This window comes from Streptococcus sp. FSL W7-1342 (genome assembly GCF_037966635.1).
In the GTDB taxonomy this organism is placed as follows: Bacteria; Bacillota; Bacilli; order Lactobacillales; family Streptococcaceae; genus Streptococcus; species Streptococcus salivarius_D.
On sequence record NZ_CP150200.1, the window covers coordinates 1,402,452 to 1,417,067 of the forward strand.

The following is a 14,616-nucleotide window of genomic DNA, read 5'->3' on the forward strand; positions in this document are numbered from 1 at the left end:
TTAACGTCTCTTCATGTCGAAGTCAAAATTAGCTTCTTGGTTGCCATGCGCCAACCCAATCTCTTCGATGTCAACAACGACATTAATTGGCGTAAGCAAATACATTGAAGAACCAACTTTTTGCAAGTTGCCTGTAAGCACCTTGCTAGCACCATCAATAAAATCAAGACAACGACGAGCTTGCGCTTCCAACATATATTGAAAATCGATTAAAACACATTCGTTTTCAATCAATAGTTCTACAATTTCCTGAGCATCTTCATACTTTTTAGGATATTTAATTGCAATTGTTGCTTTAGTTGTATTCATTTGTTGTGGTCCCTGATTTGCTTGTGAACGACTCAGAGGTAAACTACGAAGGACTTGAGTTTCCTGTAAGTCTGAATGAACATGTTGGCGACGAGGAGGGACTGTAGCCTGATAACGCTCAGGTTGACGTTGCTGACGAGGAGGTGGTGTCTGCACAGGTTTCTGTGCTTTTACTGGACGTTCTTTAGCCTCTTCTTTAGCAGCATCTTCATAATCTGTTACTTCGTCGGTATCAAAATATGAAACAATTTTATCAATTGCGTCTTTTAATGCCATAAGGTTATTCTCCGTTCTCTTTAAAGAATGCACTGCCTATTCTGACAAAGGTTGATCCATTTTGAATAGCCATGTCATAGTCTCGACTCATCCCCATGCTTAACTGATCACAAGGAACATTCTTTAGTTTTTTCTCTTGAATTGATTTTCTAAGTTCATTTGTCTCAGCAAAAATCTTATCAAGTTCTTGAGCATCTGCATCAATTGGAGCCATAGTCATGAGTCCAACTATACAAATCTTATCAAGATTTTCAATTTGTTTTAGAACAGTATCAAGTTCTTCTGGAGAAAAACCATGTTTTGACTCTTCACCTGAAACGTTTACTTGTAGGAAGCAATTAATGGTGTGGTCGGCACGCTTTTGAATTTCCTCTGCCAATTTAACAGAATCCAAAGCATGAAAATAATCAACTAAATTAATAACATCCTTTACTTTACGACGTTGCAGGGTACCAATGAGGTGCCAAGTCAAATCATAATTTTTTAAAGCTTGATACTTATCTAAGAATTTATCAACGCGATTTTCAGCAATGTGCTTGATTCCCGTTTTAACCAATTCTTCAGCGACATCACTTGAAACATATTTGGTTACGGCAATAATATTGACTTCATCGCTAGAGCGATTAGCCTTTTCACAAGCTTTTTTTACCGCCTGATAAACATTATTTTTATTCTCTTCTATAGTCATTATTAACGATTTTTAAAGAATGGTGGTGTCTCCAATTCATCATCATCTTCAACATCACTTGAGAATGTAGACATAGTCAATTGACTATCTAGTTGACCAGTTTCAGGACGAGAAATATTATCACGTCTCAAATCCCAATTACCAAAAGCTGACTGCTCTTGTTGAGGAGTTGCTGCTGCAGGACGAACTCCTGGTTGTGGCATTGAAGGTGTTTCATTATAGTCAAAATTTGGTTGACGTTCAAATGAAGGTTGAGAAACTGGACGTTGCTCTCCTTGAGCAACTTGCTGAGTAGGAGCTGAGGGGTGTGAAGGAGCTGTAGTCACTTTACGTGGCTGAGCTTTCATACCAGATACTTTTTCAGCACGATCTTGGCGAACTCCAGTTGCAACAACAGTTACACGGATTTCATCTTTCAATGTATCATCGATAGATGTACCAAGCCAAATGTTAACACCGTTACCAGCTGCTTGACCAACAATTTCAGATGCTTCTTCTGCTTCTGTAAGGGTCATATCAAGACCACCAGTTACGTTAACGATGACATCTTCTGCACCATCAATAGTAGTTTCAAGAAGTGGTGAATAGATTGCTTTGCGTGCAGCTTCAACAATACGTTCTTCACCTGAACCAATACCAATACCCATAAGTGCATTACCTTTATTTGCCATAACAGTTTTCACATCGGCAAAGTCAAGGTTGATCAAACCTGGGTTAGTGATAAGGTCTGTAATACCTTGGACCCCTTGACGAAGAACATTATCTGCTTCACTAAGAGCTTCAAGAAGTGGTGTTTTCTTATCAACAATTTCAAGAAGGTTATTGTTTGAGATAATAAGTAGGGTATCAACTTGCTCACGCAGCTCTTGAATACCTTCAACAGCGAAGGCACCACGTTTGTTACCTTCGAAGCCAAATGGACGTGTCACAACTGCAACTGTCAATGCACCCAAGCTTTTCGCAATACGTGCAATAACTGGTGCTGCCCCTGTACCAGAGCCACCACCCATACCAGCAGTGATAAAGACCATATCAGCTCCTGTAAGTGCTTCTGTAAGTGTTTCTTCACTTTCTTCAGCTGCCTTACGACCAACTTCAGGTTGACCTCCGGCACCAAGGCCACGAGTCAATTTAGGACCCAATTGGATTACTGTTTCTGCTTTAGAAGAGCTGAGTGCTTGAATATCAGTATTAGCTGCAATAAATTCAACACCAGCAAGACCTTCTTCAATCATTCGGTTGATGGCGTTTCCGCCACCTCCACCGACACCGATAACTTTAATTACCGCACCTTGAACTGATGCGCTATCAAATGAAAAACTCATTTTATTTCCTCGCTTTTACTAGATTCAATTAATCAAACATACTGCCGAAAATACCACGAACACGATCACCAAGTTTTTGTTTTTGTTCATGATTTTCTTCTTCAACTGGCAGAGGTACCTCAATGGTGTTCTCAACTGGAACAGGATTTGGCTGAGGAGCCACTCGAGGTGCTGGAGTAGGAGTTCTATCAAAACTCAAGGCAGGAGCCTCATTGTCGATTGGTTTACGACGAAGATACTCTTCACCAGACACAGCCTGTTGTGCGATGATATCAACTTCTGTAAGAAGACCAACATACTCAACAAGACTAATCACATTTGCAAACATTGGATTACGGATACCAACTTGATTTGGCACGTAAAGTTTAACATTTGTCTCAAAAATTTCTTGAGCAACTTCAACCACACCTGGCATGATAGCTGTTCCACCTACAAGGACAATGCCACCAGGCAAATCAAGTAGACGTCCTCGAGTCAAGTCTTGTTTAACTCTATCAAGGATATGCTTCACACGAGCTGAGATAATCTCAGCAAGGTATTTTTCTGTAATCTCAACTGGTGAATTCTCACCTACAACTTCTACTTGGACAGTTTCTGTTTCGCTTGCTTCTTCAATATCTGCATTACCAAAATTGAACTTAAGTGCTTCAGCAATCTGCATTGAAGTCTTCAAAACTTTTGAAATATCCTTAGTGATGTACTCGCCACCTTCAGAATAAATATTGGTAAATTGAAGTTCTTGAGCACGCATGCTTGCAACAGTTGTTTGACCGCCACCCATATCAATAACAGTAGCACCAAACTCACGTTCACCTTCATTTAGAACAGCACGTGTCATTGCAAGAGGAGAGATGATAATATTCTCTACTTGAATACCCGCACGTTCAACTGTCTTACGAAGGTTGTGAAGAATCGTTGTTGGACCTGTGTAAATGAGACCTCTCATTTCAAGACGAATCCCCATCATTCCACGAGGATCACGAATTCCTTGGAAGCCATCAACAATAAACTCTTCAGGAACTAGTGAGATAACCTCACGCTCAGGTGTAATGCTCTTTGTCAAGGCTGAGCGAACAACACTTTCAACATCTTCATCTTTGATTTCTTTTGATTCACTTGTTACAGGAATCATACCTTGTGTAGGCTCAATTTGAAGAAGATTAGCTGGAAGCCCAACGTTCACTTGCTCAATAACAATCCCAGCTTTTTCTTCTGCTTGTTCAATAGCTGTTTTGATTGATTTCGCTGCAGCGTCAATGTCAACAATGATGCCATCTTTCACACCAGAACTCTTAACATTACTTACTCCGATGACATTCATTGATCCATCAATAAACTCAGCAACAAGAACCTTAATCGAGCTAGTTCCTATATCTAATCCTGTAAAAAAGCCATCTCTAGCCATTCACTCGACCTCTCAATCTTTCCATTCAATATCTTTGTAAACTGTATAAAAACAGAATTATTCGGATACTATTGTACCATAAAAAAACGTAAAATGTCAGCATTTTACGTTTTTTATTATTCAATATTAGCCTTGAGCAGGGGAAGTCCGATGAGTTGTTTCTTGACCAACAGTTGGATTTTCTTGTCCTTGAATACCCGGATTTTCAGAATTAGACTCTTCCTCAGAATGCTGTTCCATTGATGTTGTAGTATCTTGACCTTCTTCAGAAGTTGCATTTTCTTCTTTTTTATCAGTCTTATCTTTATCTTTCTTTTTATCCCCATCAGTTTTTGATGATTCAACTTCAGGAGTCGTTGTATAAAGTCCAACTTCCATATCTACAATACTTCCATCTGAAAGTTGACTCTTAATTTTCTCGTAGTAAGGAAGCTTAACTGTTAATTGAGAAAGTGGAACACGAATGGAATTGCCATCATACAGCTCAATCGTTAGTAAATCTGAAGTTGCTTTAGTAGGCGTAAGATTAATAATTTGAATATTATTCTTGATTTTTGTATCAAGTTTATTTAATTCTTTTACTAACTCTTCAATTTTCTTCTCGTCATCCATCTTTAAGGTGATGAATTTATCAGGTAGATTACTAGTTGAAACTGTTCCTCCTGTCTTACCACTTTGAAGAATAGAAACATAACCATTTGTAGTTTGACGATAAGCCACGATTGGGTATTCTTTTACTGCAATATTAAATTGATTTGGAAAACTATATGTTACTGTAGCCTTTTTAACCCAAACATTGGTTTTTTCAACAGTTGATGCAATCTTTCCTTGGTTGAAAAAGACATGAGTGATATAGTCTGTATCAAGAATACCACTTGCAACTTTCACATCTTCTGGTAAAGCATTTTTTGTTCCTGATACAGTGAGAACCTTTTGTTTTGACCAAGGTGAAATAAAGAAAAGTGAAAATACGATTAGGAGTGCAGCGATAAAAATAACTAGTCCTGCAAGATTTTGTTGTGCAATTGGAATATTACTAGCCGTGTTCCCTTTTTTTCGTTTCTTCCTTTTGGTCTTTTTTTTCTTTCTAACCTTCTTTTTCACTGGTGGCTGGTTCTCATTTGAAGTCGCTTCTTCTGAATGCACGACCTTTCCATTCGCAAATTCTTCAGAATCTTCGGTTTCTTTTTTTCTCAAAAATTCGAGGTTTCTCTTCTGCCACTCTGTGAGAACTTGTTTTTCTTGTGATTCTTGATCCTTTTTTGCCATGAAATTCCTTTATTTTTTTGAAATACTAGTCACTAATAGGTTATAAAAATCATCAGGAGAAGTGATTTCCTCAGATTTAGCCATAGCTTCTTTGTAAGTCTCTGCATGTTCAACAAGTTGTTCAAGCTCATGATTTAAGGTTTCCCAACTTAATTCTGTTTCCTGTAATTGACGTGCGTAACCTTTTCGTTCAAAATAAGCAGCATTTTCAAGTTGGTCTCCTCGGCTAGCTTCTTTCCCTAAAGGAATAATTAAATGAAGTTTTTTCATAGCCAACAATTCGAAAATCGTATTTGAGCCACCACGAGTTACAACTAAATCTGCCGTATCCATAAGAGGTTGGTACAAATCTGTCACATAATCAACTCTATAAAGATGACGTTTTAAGGTATTCAATGAAGAGTCCCCAGAAATATTAATGACATTATATTTTTCCGTCAGTTGTGGAGTATTACTAATAAAATCATTAAATACCTTTGCACCAGCTGATCCACCAATAAAAAGGACAGTTTTTAAGTTGTCATCAAACTGTTCTTTAATCTTATCAAGGGCATCAGACTGATTAGATGTCGCCATTCCTACCTTTGTAATCGCACCTACATGTTTTGTCTTCGCCAATCCTTTTGATTGTTCAAAAGTCGTAAACATAGTAGTCGCAAATTTGTAGGCAATTTTATTGGCCAAGCCCATAGAGAGGTCAGACTCATGCACATAGACAGGAACCCCTAATAATTTAGAAGCAATTACCGGTGGCACTGAGACAAATCCACCCTTTGAAAAGAGTGCTTGGGGACGAATCTTGGCAACAATTGCAATAGACTGTAGAATCCCCCAACCAACTTTAAAGACATCCAACATATTTTGCCATGAAAAATAACGACGTAGTTTACCTGTAGCAATACTATGGAAAGTCACATCTAAGCCAGATTTATCAATCTGCTCATGTTCAATCCCGTGCTTATCACCGATATAGTGCACTTCCCATCCATCTTTGAGAAATTTTGGAATTAAGATAAGATTTAAAGTCACATGTCCAACGGTTCCACCACCGGTAAAAACAATCTTTTTCGCTTTTGCCATAGACTATCCCTTCAATTGCTCAACAGTTGTAATAAATTCGTCACCACGCACTTCGAAATTCTTGTACATATCCCAGCTTGCGTTTGCAGGACTCAACAAGACAACATCTCCTGCACTGGCTTGATCAAAGGCAATACGTGTCGCATCTGCCACATCTTTGGCATCAAGATAAGTCACGCCCGCTTTATCAGCAGCACGTTTGACACGAGGAGCTGATTCCCCTAAAATCACCATTTTCTTAAGACCAGTAATGTCAGGAATGAGTTCATCAAATTCATTACCACGGTCCAAACCACCGGCAATCAAAATGACTTTACTATTATCAAACCCAGAAAGTGCTTTTTGTGTCGCTAAAATGTTTGTTGACTTACTGTCATTGTAGAATCTTACTTCATTGATAGTGTCAACGAATTGGAGACGGTGCTTAACCCCACCAAAGCTTGCGAGGGTTTCCTTGATAGCTTGGTTTGAAATACCTGACAATTTTGCTACAGCTATAGTTGCCAAGGCATTTTCAACATTATGACTACCAGGAACGCCAATCTCATCAGCTTGCATCACCAATTCACCTTTGAAGTAGAGGCCACCATTTTCAAGATAGGCACCATCTACTTTTTCCACTGTTGAGAATGGTACTACTTGTGCTTTAGTTTGTGTAGCTAATTCCTTAGCCAAATCTTGATTGAAGTTCAAAACAACAAAATCATCCGCAGTCATCTGATTTTGAATATTCCATTTGGCAGCCACATATTCTTCAAAACTACCATGATAGTCAATATGTGTCGGCATCAAGTTAGTAATCACAGCAATATGTGGATGGAAGCTATCAATCCCCATCAATTGGAAAGAAGACAATTCCATAACTAAGATATCTTGAGCAGTAACTGACTGTGCAACTTCTGACGCAGGGAAACCGATATTTCCAGACAAGACACCCGATTTGCCACCATGGTTTAGGACATCAGCAATCATAGTTGTCGTTGTTGTCTTACCATTTGAGCCTGTAATACCGATAATAGGTGCTTCAGATACTAGGTAAGCCAATTCCACTTCAGTCCAAACAGGAATGCCTTTTTCAAGTGCACGAGCTACCATTGGATTGTCATAACGAATTCCAGGATTTTTCACCATTAATTCAAAATTTTCATCCAAAAGTTCAAGAGGATGTCCGCCACAGACAACCTTGATCCCTTCTTCAAGAAGCGCCTGTGCTGATGGATTTTCCTCAAATGGTTTCCCATCATTTACTGTGACAATAGCACCCAACTTAACCAATAGGCGGGCAGCTGCTTCACCAGATTTAGCCAAACCAAGGACCAAAACTTTTTTATTTTCAAATTGTGTTACTGATTTCATAATTCGTCCATTCTCTCAAATTGTATCATAATCATTTTACCCTTTATCCCAAGCTATTTCAAGGAGTTACCTCTTCTTGGCAAAAGAAAAAGCCAATCTATCCGATTGACTTTTAATCTCATGCTACTTACTTATCTTCATGTTCAGCTTTTTCATGATTAAGCTCTGACATGGCGAAAAAATCTTTCAAGGTGAAATAGCTCAATACAAGCATTCCCACCGTAACAAAGAACTCACCAGGTAAACTGAAGAATTTAATGATTGATAGCAATGCTAAAAGTAGGAGCAATGCTAAAGTAGCCATGACAAAGAGAAGATTCATGGTGTTTTTTACCGACTTTGGTGCAATAAAGAAATAGAATGATGCAATCAATATAGCAACAATCAGATAAAACATCTCTTCTCCTCTCTATATATTATTCAGCTTCTGCTGCTTTTTTCTTACGTTTATTGGCTTTATCACGCTCTGCTTTATTCAAAATTTGTTTACGCAAGCGGATAGATTCAGGCGTTACTTCCATGTACTCATCATCATCCAAGAATTCAAGCGATTCTTCAAGAGTCAAGATACGTGGAGTCTTGATAACAGCCGTTTGGTCCTTAGTTGCTGAACGCACGTTTGTCATTTGTTTTGCTGTAGTGATATTGACACCAAGGTCATTTTCACGAGCATTTTCACCAACAATCATACCTTCATAAACTTCAGTACCTGGGTTAACAAAGATTGTACCACGTTCTTCAATACGCATGATTGAGTAAGTTGTCGCTTTACCAGTATCGATAGAAACGAGGGCACCACGGTGACGTCCACCAATTTCACCAGCAACAACTGGCAAGTATTGGTCGAAAGTATGGTTCATGATACCGTAACCACGTGTCATAGACAAGAATTCAGTTGAGAATCCAATAAGTCCACGAGCTGGTACGAGGAAGATAAGACGTGTCTGACCGTTACCAACCATTTGCATATCAAGCATATCACCTTTACGTTCTGAAAGGGCTTGGATAATAGAACCTTGGTACTCTTCTGGAGTATCAATTTGAACACGTTCAAATGGCTCACATTTCACGCCATCAATTTCTTTGATGATAACTTCTGGACGAGATACTTGAAGTTCGTATCCTTCACGACGCATTGTTTCGATAAGGATTGACAAGTGCAATTCCCCACGTCCTGAAACTGTCCATTTATCTGGTGAGTCAGTTGGATCTACACGAAGAGATACGTCTGTTTGCAACTCTGCCAAGAGACGCTCTTCAACTTTACGTGATGTCACGTGTTTACCTTCACGACCTGCAAATGGTGAGTTATTAGCCAAGAAAGTCATTTGAAGTGTTGGTTCGTCAATACGAAGAACTGGCAATGGTTCAACAGCATCAGTGGGTGTAATTGTTTCACCAACGAAGATGTCTTCCATACCTGAGATGGCAATCAAATCACCAGCTTTTGCTTCTTCAATTTCACGACGTTCCAAACCAAAGAAACCGAAAAGTTTAGTAACACGGAAGTTCTTTGTTGTTCCATCAAGTTTTGAAAGGGTAACTTGGTCACCGACTTTTACAGTTCCACGGAAGATACGTCCGATACCGATACGTCCAACGAAATCATTGTAGTCAAGAAGTGACACTTGGAATTGAAGAGGCTCATCTGAGTTATCTACAGGAGCTGGGATGTGGTCAATAATAGTGTCAAAGATTGGAGCCATAGTGTGCTCTTGATCAGCAGGGTTATCTGACAATGATGATGTTCCGTTAATCGCTGATGCATACACAACTGGGAATTCCAACTGATCATCATCGGCACCAAGCTCGATGAAAAGTTCAAGAACTTCATCAACAACTTCTTCAGGACGAGCTGATGGTTTATCAATCTTGTTAACAACAACGATAGGTGTCAAGTTTTGCTCAAGCGCTTTTTTCAACACAAAACGTGTTTGAGGCATTGTACCTTCGTAGGCATCGACAACAAGGACAACCCCATCAACCATTTTCATGATACGTTCAACTTCTCCACCGAAGTCCGCGTGACCTGGTGTATCCATGATGTTGATACGCGTACCATTATAAGCAACGGCTGTATTTTTGGCAAGGATGGTAATTCCACGTTCTTTTTCAAGATCGTTTGAGTCCATTGCACGCTCATCAAGCTCTTTACGCTCGTCAAGAGTGTGTGATTGTTTCAACAATTCATCAACAAGTGTTGTTTTACCGTGGTCAACGTGGGCAATGATGGCTACGTTACGGATATCTTCTCTAAGTTTAGTCATTTTTTCCTCTTTAATTTTTATTTCAACTTTTAAAGTATACCACATTTTCAACAAAATGGCAGAGCTCAGCTGATTGTAAACGTTTTTCAACAAGAAAAAGGTGCTGTCCACCTATAATTGGTCAGACACACCTTCTGTCATTCATTAGTTATCAATTGTAAGTGCAAGACTAGCAGCTCCGATGATACCAGCATCATTTCCAAGTTCTGCTAATTTCACTTTTGTTGTACGGCGAACTTGTGGGAATGCATAACGTGTAAAGTATCCTTCGACACGGCTACGCAAGAATTCACCAGCTGCTGAAACACCACCACCGATGACAACTGAATCTGGGTTAAGAATATTTGAGATATTTGCTGTTGCAAGTCCGAGGTATTCAGAGACTTTGTCAACGATGCTATCAGCAAATTTGTCGCCTTCGGCAGCGGCAACGAAAATATCTTTACTTGTTACTTGCTCACCATTATCTACAGCAGCTTTAATAGAAGAGTCACCTTCATATCCTTCTGCTAAATGACGTGCCAAACGTACGACACCTGTTGCAGAAGCTACAGTTTCCAAGCATCCTTTGTTTCCGCAAGTACATTCAAATCCTGTTTCAGCCTCAACGATAATGTGGCCAATTTCACCACCAGCACCGCCAACACCATGGATCAAGTTACCATCAGCGATAACGCCGCCACCAACTCCTGTTCCTAATGTCACAAAGACAACATCAGGATTGTTAGCACCAGCACCAACCCAACGTTCACCGAGGGCAGCAACGTTAGCATCATTATCAATTGCAAATGGAATACCGAGTTCTTTTTCGATGACAGATCCAACTTCTTGAGTTTCTGCCCAGTTCAAGTTGAAAGCACCAGTGACCGTTTTATTTTCACGATTAACAGCTCCTGGAGAACCCATACCAATTCCAATGAAATCTTCTGCAGTAAGTCCGTACATTTCCAAACGGTGTTTCAAAGACTCCACGATGTTAGGGACGATGTGACGACCATTTTCAAGCGTATTTGTTTCAATCGCCCATTTTTCTTGCACTTCACCTTCTGAAGTCAAAATACCAAATTTAACAGTTGTTCCACCAAGGTCAATTCCCAAGAGTTTTTTACTCATTTTCTTTCTCCATTTCAATGCGATGTTCACGTCGTAAAATCATTTCAGCAGTAAGATAGTTGTCCTTATCCACCAAACCATTCTGGTAGAGGGCTTCTAACTCAATCTTCATCATTTCGATATCATAAAGCCTTTTCCCTAGGTAAACTACTATGCCAAACTGTTTCAACAACTGTTGAACGTCATATAAAGTTTTCATAGCAATATTTTAGCAAAAAGCTTCTGCCATGACAAGATAGTTTTGAAAACCTTTACAGATTATTGTATACTTCAAAAAAACCTGAGTCATTTAGACTCAGGTTTTTGACAATTCGGGCAAATCCCATGTAAAATCATCTGTTCACGAGTAATGCGAAATCCTGTTTGTGATTCTACCTCTTCCTTGAAAGACGGAATCGGTAAGTCTAAGTCAGTAATGTGACCACATTTTTCACAAACAATGTTTAAGTGGTCATGCCCCATAAAATCATAATAGGTTGTATTATCATTATTAACCTTAATTTCAGAGACAATCCCTTCTTCAACCAACACCTTCAGGTTGTTATAGACCGTCGCTAAACTCATCCCAGGATTGTCAGGGAGTAGGTCATAATATATCACATCTGCACTAGGATGTTGATCAGACATCATCAAATAGCGAATAACAGCTTTACGAGATTCCGTCAACCGAATTCCTTTAGCTTTTAACTGATTTAGGACATCTTCATAAACGCCTAGACTACGTCGATGTACAGACATATCGCCACCCCCCCTTCTTCTAAAAGTATTTTACGTCTATTATACACTTTTAGAGGAACTCTTGACAATCATCTTAACTCAAAAATGCTTATCTCAAGCCTGGCGCTTGTCCAAGCTCAGCAGTCAACATCCAGATTGTCTTATCAATTTCAGATTTAGCTGCAGTGAAGATATCATTTGAAGGAGCATCTCCTTCTTCATCTGTGATATCCAAACCAACTTGGAACAATACTGACAAATATTTGTATGTATCAACCAATAATTGAATTTGATCAGACATTGGTTTATCAAATGTACCAGTAGTTTCAGTCAAGCCTGAATTGGATGAAAATTCTACCAAAGTTGAGTATGGTTCCCCACCAATAGTAATCAAACGCTCACTAATAACATCAAGATGAGCATTCAAACTATCCATCAATTCATCCATTTTTGGATGAAGATAGAGGAAACCAGGACCACGCATATACCAATGAACTTGGTGAACGATCGAAGCTGCTACAGACAAATCAGCAACTGCTTGATTCAAAACTGCTTTAGTTTTTGTATTTGAGGGTGTTTCAGCTTGTTGGTTAACTGTTTCATTGATTGTTTCTTTAATTGAATATACCATATTAATTCTCCTTATTTAGAATTACTATTATTTATATTTTTATTTTAGAATATTTCTAAATAAGATGCAAGCAAAATGTTTTTTCTCACTCTTTTTCGAATAATTAGGTATGTTAACTATCATTTATTTTTTTCTGGGAGCCTCTTTAGGTTCATTTATCGGACTGATTTGTGATCGTTTCCCTGAGAAGTCGATTATTTTTCCTAGTAGTCACTGTAGTCATTGCAAGCATCAGTTGCGTTTTTTCGAGATGATCCCTATCCTCTCACAACTTTTCTTAAGATCTCGATGTCGATCATGTCAGACTTCTATCCCTCTTCGTTACCTCTTTATGGAACTATTTTGTGGAGTAATATGCCTGCTATATTTCTATGACTTTTTGAGTCTTGAAGTAACCTACTTTCTTTACTTCAGCCTTTGTTTATCAATTTTTGATTTGAAGCATAAATCCTATCCGCTTCCGATTTGGATAGTTGGAACACTCCCGCTCCTATTCATGGGAAACCACTATCTCACTTTTACCTTAGGACTCATATTAGCAATTATATCCTATATTAAACGTTTAAACATTGGAGAAGGCGATTTTCTCTACTTAGCTAGTGCCTCACTTATTTTCCCACTTTCAAAAACACTACTAATTATTGAAATTGCCTGCCTATTAGGACTAGCTTACTTCCTTCTACGAAGAAATCTCAAGGAATACATCGCATTTGTTCCATTTCTTTTTCTCGGGATAGTACTCCTTACTTTTTGTTCAATTGTATAGAAAAAAGCCGATAAACCTCGGCTTTTCTTTATTAGTTCATATTAACACGGTGCCACTCATTAATGACATAACAAAGCATCTCTAATTGTTGCAATCCTACATTATTAATTTCTGAAGTCTCTTCGTCCGAACCACCTAAATAACGTGTATAAATGGCTATAAGATACGGTGTATCTTCCATCACGATAGCATCAACATTTAAGGCTTCACGAACATAACCTGGTTTCTGATAAATAGTCAATCCTTGATTATATGTTTTATAATAATATTCTGGGAAAGACTCTCCCAAATATTTGAGAATATCTTTATAATCCTCTTGGTGTTTCCAAAGATAATCCAAAACTTGGATATAATAATCCGTTGTTGTCTTATTACCATGCATTTGGATAGTCTTCACTTCACCTTTTGATTTACCGTATTTATCGAGCATACCATAGAATTTTTCCATACCACCAAGGCGTTCTGCCAAAGCGTAGGCTGGTGTATTCTCTGAGTAAACTAGAGAATATTCCTGCATCTCTGGAATAGTCATTGAACCACCAAAAGCAGCAACATAATTATCATGTTCACCCTGATACTCATACTCAGTATTAGTAATATCAAAACGTTCAGTTAAAGAAAGTTTGCCCTTATTAACCTCATCCATGACCAGCATGTTTAGTGGCAATTTATAAGTTGATCCTGCAGTCATTGGCTGAGTATCATTCATAGAGTATTGCTCATTTGTCTTGGTATTTTTATATGAAAAGGCAATTTGGCTAGACTCAATACCTTGGTCAGCCATAAATGCTTCAACCACTTGGCTCAATGTCATGTTAGCATAATCATAATACAATCCATTACCATACATGGTATCTGCATCTGCTTCCATGACTGCTTGTTTAGCTTCGGCTGATTTATTAGTTGGAGTTACCTTTTCCTCTTTTTCTTTGTCTTCTTTTTTAGTGACTTTAGAATTAGAACCGAAGATATTTCCAAGGCTACCGGTGTTACTAGCTTGTTTACCACGTCCTGCTAAAGCAAGCATAGCAACAAATAAAAGAATTACCAAAACACCTAGGAAAGCTAAGATAAGATAAGCTTTTTTATCATCACGAGATGATTTTGATCTAGATTTCTTAGAGCGCTTACTTCTAAGTGCCAAAGTTTCAGTTTTTGCTTCTTTTTCCTTGTGCTCTACTGGTACTACTGTTTCCTCAGTTGCTTTCTGGTCTACTGATTTTTTAGAAGTCTTTTTAGTATCTTCTTTTACTTCTTTTTTGTTGCCTTTCTTGACATCTTTATTAGTGTCTTTTTGAAGGTCTTGTTTTAACGAATCTTTTTTCTTATCTTTAGTTTTTCGGCGATTTCCACTATACTTTTTGCTTGAATGTTTTTCCTTTTTTTTCATAACAATTATAGTTTAAGATATAAT

At 38.3% G+C, this 14,616-nt stretch carries 15 protein-coding genes; 1 reads left to right on the forward strand and 14 read right to left on the reverse strand.

Features of this window, described 5'->3' with window-relative positions; all coding sequences use genetic code 11:
• The 13 genes from NSQ79_RS06305 to NSQ79_RS06365 all read right to left on the reverse strand — a co-directional run bounded on the left by NSQ79_RS06305 (position 1) and on the right by NSQ79_RS06365 (position 12,436).
• Entirely contained in the window at positions 1-585 is a 585-nt protein-coding gene (locus NSQ79_RS06305) for a cell division protein SepF (RefSeq protein ID WP_004182720.1), read from the reverse strand.
• Positions 586-589: 4 nt separating this feature from the next.
• Positions 590-1,273 carry a YggS family pyridoxal phosphate-dependent enzyme gene (locus NSQ79_RS06310; RefSeq protein WP_004182721.1) on the reverse strand — a complete coding sequence of 228 codons (684 nt, stop codon included), beginning with the start codon at positions 1,271-1,273 and terminating at the stop codon, positions 590-592.
• Positions 1,274-1,275: 2 nt separating this feature from the next.
• On the reverse strand, positions 1,276-2,598 hold the full coding sequence (gene ftsZ / locus NSQ79_RS06315) for a cell division protein FtsZ (RefSeq protein WP_014633298.1): 1,323 nt from the start codon (positions 2,596-2,598) through the stop codon (positions 1,276-1,278).
• A 28-nt stretch (positions 2,599-2,626) separates the two neighbouring features.
• Complete coding sequence (ftsA, locus tag NSQ79_RS06320) at positions 2,627-4,003, reverse strand: cell division protein FtsA (RefSeq protein ID WP_014633299.1); 1,377 nt, start codon at positions 4,001-4,003, stop codon at positions 2,627-2,629.
• A gap of 126 nt (positions 4,004-4,129) precedes the next feature.
• Positions 4,130-5,272 (reverse strand): FtsQ-type POTRA domain-containing protein, encoded by a 1,143-nt coding sequence (locus NSQ79_RS06325; protein WP_013990787.1) that lies wholly within the window; start codon positions 5,270-5,272, stop codon positions 4,130-4,132.
• 9 nt (positions 5,273-5,281) lie between these two features.
• Complete coding sequence (locus NSQ79_RS06330; RefSeq protein ID WP_339313372.1) at positions 5,282-6,352, reverse strand: UDP-N-acetylglucosamine--N-acetylmuramyl-(pentapeptide) pyrophosphoryl-undecaprenol N-acetylglucosamine transferase; 1,071 nt, start codon at positions 6,350-6,352, stop codon at positions 5,282-5,284.
• A gap of 3 nt (positions 6,353-6,355) precedes the next feature.
• Positions 6,356-7,708, reverse strand: coding sequence for a UDP-N-acetylmuramoyl-L-alanine--D-glutamate ligase (murD, locus tag NSQ79_RS06335; RefSeq protein WP_164332223.1), 1,353 nt, complete (start codon positions 7,706-7,708; stop codon positions 6,356-6,358).
• Between the two features lie 127 nt (positions 7,709-7,835).
• Positions 7,836-8,105 carry a DUF3165 family protein gene (locus tag NSQ79_RS06340; RefSeq protein ID WP_049528741.1) on the reverse strand — a complete coding sequence of 90 codons (270 nt, stop codon included), beginning with the start codon at positions 8,103-8,105 and terminating at the stop codon, positions 7,836-7,838.
• A 19-nt stretch (positions 8,106-8,124) separates the two neighbouring features.
• On the reverse strand, positions 8,125-9,975 hold the full coding sequence (typA, locus tag NSQ79_RS06345; RefSeq protein ID WP_002884130.1) for a translational GTPase TypA: 1,851 nt from the start codon (positions 9,973-9,975) through the stop codon (positions 8,125-8,127).
• Between the two features lie 144 nt (positions 9,976-10,119).
• Positions 10,120-11,088, reverse strand: a complete 969-nt coding sequence (locus NSQ79_RS06350; protein WP_045768883.1) for an ROK family glucokinase — start codon at positions 11,086-11,088, stop codon at positions 10,120-10,122.
• On the reverse strand, positions 11,081-11,287 hold the full coding sequence (locus NSQ79_RS06355) for a YqgQ family protein (RefSeq protein WP_004182729.1): 207 nt from the start codon (positions 11,285-11,287) through the stop codon (positions 11,081-11,083). The genes NSQ79_RS06350 and NSQ79_RS06355 overlap by 8 nt, the downstream gene beginning before the upstream one ends.
• Positions 11,288-11,373: 86 nt before the next feature.
• Positions 11,374-11,826 (reverse strand): Fur family transcriptional regulator, encoded by a 453-nt coding sequence (locus NSQ79_RS06360; RefSeq protein ID WP_004182730.1) that lies wholly within the window; start codon positions 11,824-11,826, stop codon positions 11,374-11,376.
• An 88-nt stretch (positions 11,827-11,914) separates the two neighbouring features.
• Positions 11,915-12,436: a Dps family protein gene (locus NSQ79_RS06365; RefSeq protein ID WP_004182731.1), complete on the reverse strand. Its 522-nt coding sequence runs from the start codon at positions 12,434-12,436 to the stop codon at positions 11,915-11,917.
• 109 nt (positions 12,437-12,545) lie between these two features.
• On the opposite strand from NSQ79_RS06365, the gene NSQ79_RS06370 reads away from it, so the two are divergent.
• The gene (locus tag NSQ79_RS06370) at positions 12,546-13,202 is read left to right on the forward strand and encodes a prepilin peptidase (protein ID WP_339313375.1); all 657 of its coding nucleotides are present in this window, start codon (positions 12,546-12,548) and stop codon (positions 13,200-13,202) included.
• 31 nt (positions 13,203-13,233) lie between these two features.
• Here the strand turns inward: NSQ79_RS06370 and NSQ79_RS06375 are convergent, their stop codons facing one another.
• Positions 13,234-14,592 carry a serine hydrolase gene (locus NSQ79_RS06375; RefSeq protein ID WP_013990793.1) on the reverse strand — a complete coding sequence of 453 codons (1,359 nt, stop codon included), beginning with the start codon at positions 14,590-14,592 and terminating at the stop codon, positions 13,234-13,236.
• Between the last annotated feature and the right edge of the window lie 24 nt (positions 14,593-14,616).

Excerpts from the sequence above, each read along its gene's own strand:
- NSQ79_RS06305 (WP_004182720.1), bottom strand. The coding sequence starts at position 585 with ATGGCATTAAAAGACGCAATTGATAAAATTGTTTCATATTTTGATACC.
- NSQ79_RS06310 (WP_004182721.1), bottom strand. The coding sequence starts at position 1,273 with ATGACTATAGAAGAGAATAAAAATAATGTTTATCAGGCGGTAAAAAAA.
- ftsZ (WP_014633298.1), bottom strand. The coding sequence starts at position 2,598 with ATGAGTTTTTCATTTGATAGCGCATCAGTTCAAGGTGCGGTAATTAAA.
- ftsA (WP_014633299.1), bottom strand. The coding sequence starts at position 4,003 with ATGGCTAGAGATGGCTTTTTTACAGGATTAGATATAGGAACTAGCTCG.
- NSQ79_RS06325 (WP_013990787.1), bottom strand. The coding sequence starts at position 5,272 with ATGGCAAAAAAGGATCAAGAATCACAAGAAAAACAAGTTCTCACAGAG.
- NSQ79_RS06330 (WP_339313372.1), bottom strand. The coding sequence starts at position 6,352 with ATGGCAAAAGCGAAAAAGATTGTTTTTACCGGTGGTGGAACCGTTGGA.
- murD (WP_164332223.1), bottom strand. The coding sequence starts at position 7,708 with ATGAAATCAGTAACACAATTTGAAAATAAAAAAGTTTTGGTCCTTGGT.
- NSQ79_RS06340 (WP_049528741.1), bottom strand. The coding sequence starts at position 8,105 with ATGTTTTATCTGATTGTTGCTATATTGATTGCATCATTCTATTTCTTT.
- typA (WP_002884130.1), bottom strand. The coding sequence starts at position 9,975 with ATGACTAAACTTAGAGAAGATATCCGTAACGTAGCCATCATTGCCCAC.
- NSQ79_RS06350 (WP_045768883.1), bottom strand. The coding sequence starts at position 11,088 with ATGAGTAAAAAACTCTTGGGAATTGACCTTGGTGGAACAACTGTTAAA.
- NSQ79_RS06355 (WP_004182729.1), bottom strand. The coding sequence starts at position 11,287 with ATGAAAACTTTATATGACGTTCAACAGTTGTTGAAACAGTTTGGCATA.
- NSQ79_RS06360 (WP_004182730.1), bottom strand. The coding sequence starts at position 11,826 with ATGTCTGTACATCGACGTAGTCTAGGCGTTTATGAAGATGTCCTAAAT.
- NSQ79_RS06365 (WP_004182731.1), bottom strand. The coding sequence starts at position 12,436 with ATGGTATATTCAATTAAAGAAACAATCAATGAAACAGTTAACCAACAA.
- NSQ79_RS06370 (WP_339313375.1), top strand. The coding sequence starts at position 12,546 with ATGTTAACTATCATTTATTTTTTTCTGGGAGCCTCTTTAGGTTCATTT.
- NSQ79_RS06375 (WP_013990793.1), bottom strand. The coding sequence starts at position 14,592 with ATGAAAAAAAAGGAAAAACATTCAAGCAAAAAGTATAGTGGAAATCGC.